General features: G+C 37.4%; 7 protein-coding genes. 1 reads left to right on the forward strand and 6 read right to left on the reverse strand.

Features of this window, described 5'->3' with window-relative positions:
- Together ACLTU0_RS10325 and ACLTU0_RS10330 are read right to left on the reverse strand one after the other, a co-directional pair.
- Positions 1-184 (reverse strand): transposase (locus ACLTU0_RS10325; protein ID WP_412322368.1); only part of this gene is annotated, 184 nt, incomplete at its 3' end.
- On the reverse strand, positions 157-921 hold the full coding sequence (locus ACLTU0_RS10330) for an IS110 family transposase (RefSeq protein ID WP_412322360.1): 765 nt from the start codon (positions 919-921) through the stop codon (positions 157-159). The genes ACLTU0_RS10330 and ACLTU0_RS10325, both read right to left, overlap by 28 nt.
- A gap of 306 nt (positions 922-1,227) precedes the next feature.
- Between ACLTU0_RS10330 and ACLTU0_RS10335 the strand changes: the two genes are divergently transcribed.
- The gene (locus ACLTU0_RS10335; protein ID WP_412322362.1) at positions 1,228-1,833 is read left to right on the forward strand and encodes a hypothetical protein; all 606 of its coding nucleotides are present in this window, start codon (positions 1,228-1,230) and stop codon (positions 1,831-1,833) included.
- A gap of 193 nt (positions 1,834-2,026) precedes the next feature.
- Here the strand turns inward: ACLTU0_RS10335 and guaA are convergent, their stop codons facing one another.
- The 4 genes from guaA to ACLTU0_RS10355 form a co-directional block, all read right to left on the reverse strand.
- Complete coding sequence (guaA, locus tag ACLTU0_RS10340; protein ID WP_412322363.1) at positions 2,027-3,559, reverse strand: glutamine-hydrolyzing GMP synthase; 1,533 nt, start codon at positions 3,557-3,559, stop codon at positions 2,027-2,029.
- Between the two features lie 74 nt (positions 3,560-3,633).
- Positions 3,634-4,101: a pyridoxamine 5'-phosphate oxidase family protein gene (locus ACLTU0_RS10345; protein ID WP_412322364.1), complete on the reverse strand. Its 468-nt coding sequence runs from the start codon at positions 4,099-4,101 to the stop codon at positions 3,634-3,636.
- A gap of 10 nt (positions 4,102-4,111) precedes the next feature.
- A complete protein-coding gene (gene dtd / locus ACLTU0_RS10350) occupies positions 4,112-4,555 on the reverse strand; it encodes a D-aminoacyl-tRNA deacylase (RefSeq protein ID WP_412322365.1) in 444 nt (147 codons plus the stop codon).
- Positions 4,552-5,543: ABC-F family ATP-binding cassette domain-containing protein (locus tag ACLTU0_RS10355; protein ID WP_412322366.1), on the reverse strand; the 992-nt coding region annotated here is incomplete at its 5' end. The genes dtd and ACLTU0_RS10355, both read right to left, overlap by 4 nt.

Genomic DNA, 5,543 nt, shown 5'->3' on the forward strand with positions numbered 1-5,543 from the left:
GAGCAACACCTGCAAATTTGATGATTTGAGATGCCTTTGTATAATTGCAAATATCTCCTAGTTCTGATATAATAGAAGTACCGGAAAAATGTGATATTCCCGGTATGGTGAGGATAGGAGAGTTGTTTTTGAGGAAAAACTCTTCTATCCTTTTGTCTATCTCAGAAAGTTGTTTTCCAATAATTCAATTTGGCTTACAAGGTGTCTGATTTGAATTTCTTCAGCGACAGAAGGTATGCCAATAGAAGACTTGGCAGTAAGTTTTAGTTGCTCGGCAGAAAGAGAAATTCGTTTTCCTTGTCCTTTTAATTCAAAACATTTACGGATACTTCGTATATCAGCATTTGCAATCGCTTTGGCAGAAGAGAATGCTTTTAAAATATTCATATATACAATCCCATATTTAGAATGAAACAGAGAGTTGAATTCGGGAAATACAATATCAATACATTTTTGAAGACGATTTTTGTATGTGTTTAACTCTTCTTTCAGATTATGATGATGACGGGTTAACTGTTTCTGCTCGTAGAGGTCAAAACGATTTAACTTTGTAACACGATAAGGTTTATTGCGGTGATTACAGGAAATCACATCGCAGATGGTGAGAGAATCAAGAGGGTCGTTTTTAGTAATACCGCCTTGTAATTTTCTTGTAAGATCAGTGGTTGTAGGATTAATCAGGGCAACGGTATATCGTCTGTCGAGAAGATACTTAAGTAATGCAAAGTGATAATGACCTGTATCTTCCATGCCGATAAGAAGTTCCGATTTAGTATAGCTGCTCAATTTTTGGATGAGGAACAATAAACCTTTCAGATTATTAGAAAAATCAGAAGGAGATAAAAGTATTTCTTCAGAGTTTTTATCAATTATGGAAAAAGTGTGTTTGTTTTTACCAATGTCAATTCCGACTAAAATCATGATAATACATTTCTTTCAAAAAAATATGTAATGTGTTTATCCACAACACTTGTTCCGTAAAACCTGGTACAAGATACGAATTCAAAGACTCATCTAACTAATCATTACTAAGAAACAAGGAGTGGTAAGAACCTCCTTCAAGTAGTCAAAGCCACAGGAATAACATATAAATCCACATCACATGTTTATATAATACCAATGTATCACACCGTAATCAACCACGGATTAAAAGGTTAATAGAAAGGAGAAAGGTATAATGTAAATGACTGTTAGATGAGTCTTTTTTACATTATACCAGGGATAAAAATGCCTGTAGTAAATGTTAATTTACTAGTTGACGAAAAGACATATGCTGCTGTTCAAGCCGGAGTTTTAGAACTCTGCGGTATGGCGAAAAATATTGACAACAAACGAGTTGCAAAGCATATTCCCGCTGTTGCAGATGCTGCTAAAGAAGGTGCAGTTAAGGCTATTGATTTTATTCGTGTTCATAAAAAGGGTACTGTTATTGTTAGTGGAATTCTCATAATAGGTAGTGCTGTTGCCGGTGCCATCGGTTACATTGCAACCCGTGATAAAAGAAACCTCGAAAAGCAATTTGCTCAAAATCTTCAAACTTATTTAGATGCCGCAAAAGATGGCAAACTGACTGTGGAAATTTTAGATAATTTAATAAACTCCCTTGATGAACTTTCAAATGACAATCCTTCTAAGGCAGTAAACTTAAAAATCATGCCTTCCCAATTTAGTGATTTGATACAAACCATATTTGATTACACCATATGTTTGGCTGAAGCAAATAATATAAGTCCGACACTTATTAGCAAGCCTAAGATTTTGAAGAAAAAAAGCTATTCCGATCTACAATACTATTTGAATATGCAAAAAAATATTTTTGAGCAAGCCGCTTAAAACAAGCATAGAAAAAGGCATTACCGACTGCAAAAGTCAGTAATGCCTTTTATAGTATTAAGATGATTGTACCTGCAAACAGATGGAACGCTTAGAATAAAGTCGTTTTACAGTTTACTATCATTTTGCTATCAAATTAGGAATTTAAGAGCCTAAAACCCAGTGTTTATGCGGGTTTACGGCACTCTTGGTATTATTCCCACTCAATAGTTGCAGGCGGTTTTGAAGTTATATCATAGACAAGTCTATTAACGTGTTTTACTTCGTTTACGATACGATTTGATGCTTTTTCTAGGACATCGAAAGGTATTCTTGCCCAATCGGCTGTCATAAAGTCGGTTGTGGTTACGGCTCTTAAAGCAAGGGTATAATCATATGTTCTGCCGTCACCCATAACACCGACGCTACGCATATCTGTAATAACGGCAAAATACTGGTTTATATCTCTTTCAAGACCTGCATTTGCGATTTCTTCTCTGAATATAGCGTCTGCGTCACGCAAAATTTCAAGTTTATCTTCTGTAATTTCACCTATAACTCTTACGGCCAGTCCCGGTCCCGGGAACGGTTGACGCCATACGAATTTTTCAGGCAAACCAAGTTCGATACCAAGCTGACGCACTTCATCCTTAAACAAATCACGAAGCGGTTCAACAATTTCTTTAAAATCAACGTGTTCCGGAAGTCCGCCTACATTATGATGGCTCTTAATAACAGCCGCATCACCTGCACCGCTTTCGATAACGTCCGGATAAATTGTACCTTGAACAAGATAATCAACCTTACCGATTTTCTTAGCTTCCGCCTCGAACACACGGATAAATTCCTCACCTATAATCTTACGCTTCTTTTCGGGTTCTTTTACACCCTCAAGCTTACCTAAAAATCTATCCTGTGCATTTGCTCTGATAAGGTTAATATCAAACTGATTTCTGAAAAGATTTTCAACTTCATCGCCTTCATTTTTACGAAGAAGTCCGTTATCAACGAACACACAAGTAAGCTGCTTGCCTACCGCTTTATGAAGCATAACTGCCGCAACAGATGAATCCACACCGCCTGAAAGAGCACACAAAACTTTACCGTCACCAATCTTTTCACGCAAAGCCTGAATTGATTTTTCGGCAAAATCGGACATAAGCCAATCGCCCTTACAACCACAAACGTTAAACAAGAAATTCTTCAACATCTGCTGACCTTGTACAGAATGATTTACTTCCGGGTGATACTGTACCGCATACAATTTCTTTTCTTCATCTTCATAAGCCGCACACGGACAATCATTAGAATAAGCAGTAATCTTGAAACCCTCCGGGATTTTATCGATATAATCCGTATGACTCATCCAAACTACTGTATTTTTATCAACATTTTCAAACAACTTACTTTCAGAAGTTGTGATTTCCGTCTTACCGTACTCACTTACAGGAGCAGTATCAACGTGACCGCCAAGAGTATATGCCATAAGCTGACTGCCGTAACAAATACCCAAAATAGGAATACCAAGTTCAAAAATCGTCTTATCGTAGTGTGGTGATTTTTCGTCATACACACTGTTCGGACCGCCAGTAAAAATGATACCTACCGGATTTTTTTCTTTAATCTTCTCGATAGAATTTTTGTATGACATAACCTCGCAATATACGTTACATTCACGCACTCTGCGGGCTATAAGCTGATTATACTGACCGCCGAAGTCAAGTACAATTACTGTTTCATTCTGCATTTTCTTTCCTCCGTTTATTATATTATTTTAATTATATCATTAATCGACACTGTTTTCAATAGCTTTTACAAGTTTTAATGTTCTTTGCACGACCATTCTGTCACAGCTAATTTTATGACAGCCGTGCGTTCAAGCACGTTTTCGTTAAATTCATAATAGGATTTACCTGTATAGTGGTGCATGATTTGATTAAGTCCTTTAATTTTAGTATCCCTGTCTGCCACTATTTTTACCTGTCCCCTACCCATAATGCTTTGATACAAATACGAATGACCGCAAGCAGTATCACTTGTTACAAGCTCATGTTTCGTATCTGTTTCAAAACTTATTTCGGGTTGATTATTGATTAGATCAATCTTCTTCCCCTCTGTCGCTCCGTGAAAATACAATGTAAGTTTGCCGTTATTATCTTCATATCCGAAGTTCATCGGAACAATATACGCACCTTTATCGTCCACCAACCCTATACGACAGCAGTCACACGATTTCAATATTTCAATCATTTTATTGTAATCCGTAACTTCACGTTCTTTTCTTCGCATAATCACAACCTCAGTTCTTGCTCTCCAAAATTATTGTAACAGGACCGTCATTTGTAAGTGATACTTTCATATCCGCACCGAATTCGCCTGTTTCGGTATGTATACCTCGTTCCCTGATATATGCAACAAATTTTTCATACATTTCATTTGCGCTGACAGGCTCCATTGCATTGCCAAAATACGGACGTCTGCCGTGTGAGCAATCGCCATACAAAGTAAATTGCGATATAACAAGCATACTTCCGCCGACATCTTCAAGACTCAAATTCATTTTATCGTTTTCGTCACTGAAAATACGCAACTTTATAATCTTGTCTGCGATATACTTCATATCTTCTTCTGTATCACCGTTGCCGACACCTAGAAGAACAAGCAAGCCGTTATCAATTTTTCCGTTTACTCTGCCGTCAATTTTAACATCGGCATTTGTTACTCTCTGTACAACCGCTCTCATATGTCATACCCACTTTCTTCTATTATCATTTGCAAGCGTTCCCATTCTTCCATAAGGCTTTCGATTTTGTCCTGCAATTCTGTTATTTTATCGGTTATCTCGCCTGCTTTGACATAATCGGTTGCAATATCGGAATTTTCAAGCTCTTTAGAAAGTTCCTCAACCTCCGATTCCTTACTTGATATTTCGTCCTCAACCTTTGCAAAGCGATTAAGCGTTTTACGTTTTTCAGCCTCCAAGCGCTTTTGCTCCTTATAATCAAGGTGACCTGCCGACTCTGTTTTCTGTTCTGTCTTAATCGTTTTGCGTGCCACAAAGCTGTCGTAATCACCGCTGTAACTTTCAACACCGTTCGGTGTCAAATACAAAATTCTGTCGGCAAGTTTATTTATAAAATATCTGTCGTGCGATACCATTATCATAGTACCGTCATAATCGGAAAGTGCATTTTCAAGAGCCTCTCTCGATTCAATGTCAAGATGGTTTGTAGGTTCGTCCATTATAAGCAGATTAACACTCTTAAGCATAAGTTTTACAAGTTCAACTCTCGCTCTCTCACCACCGGACAACTTATGTATTTCCTTAAACACATCTTCGCCTTTAAACAAAAATACTGCAAGTGCATTTCTGATTTGAGTTTGAGTAAGGTTAGGATATTCATCCCATACTTCGTCTATAACTGTTTTATCCATATTAAGATTTTCTTGAATTTGATCATAGTATCCTATATGGATATTCGCACCGATTTTATATGAGCCTTCCGTCTGCTCATAATCGCCCATTAAAATTTTAAGCAACGTCGTTTTACCGCAGCCGTTCGGACCTAAAAGGAATACCTTTTCACCTTTTTTAATAAGCATATCAACATTTGAAAACAATCTGTTATTATCAAATGCCATACCCAAGCTTTCCGTCTGAACAACATCTTGTCCGCCGCCTGCACAGGCCTTGAATGTAAACTCCATTTCTTCGGGCGACTGCATAGGTG

The sequence above is a fragment of the Hominilimicola sp. genome (genome assembly GCF_046972485.1).
Lineage (GTDB): Bacteria > Bacillota > Clostridia > UBA1381 > UBA1381 > Hominilimicola > Hominilimicola fabiformis.

Excerpts from the sequence above, each read along its gene's own strand:
- ACLTU0_RS10330 (WP_412322360.1), bottom strand. The coding sequence starts at position 921 with ATGATTTTAGTCGGAATTGACATTGGTAAAAACAAACACACTTTTTCC.
- guaA (WP_412322363.1), bottom strand. The coding sequence starts at position 3,559 with ATGCAGAATGAAACAGTAATTGTACTTGACTTCGGCGGTCAGTATAAT.
- dtd (WP_412322365.1), bottom strand. The coding sequence starts at position 4,555 with ATGAGAGCGGTTGTACAGAGAGTAACAAATGCCGATGTTAAAATTGAC.
- ACLTU0_RS10345 (WP_412322364.1), bottom strand. The coding sequence starts at position 4,101 with ATGCGAAGAAAAGAACGTGAAGTTACGGATTACAATAAAATGATTGAA.
- ACLTU0_RS10335 (WP_412322362.1), top strand. The coding sequence starts at position 1,228 with ATGCCTGTAGTAAATGTTAATTTACTAGTTGACGAAAAGACATATGCT.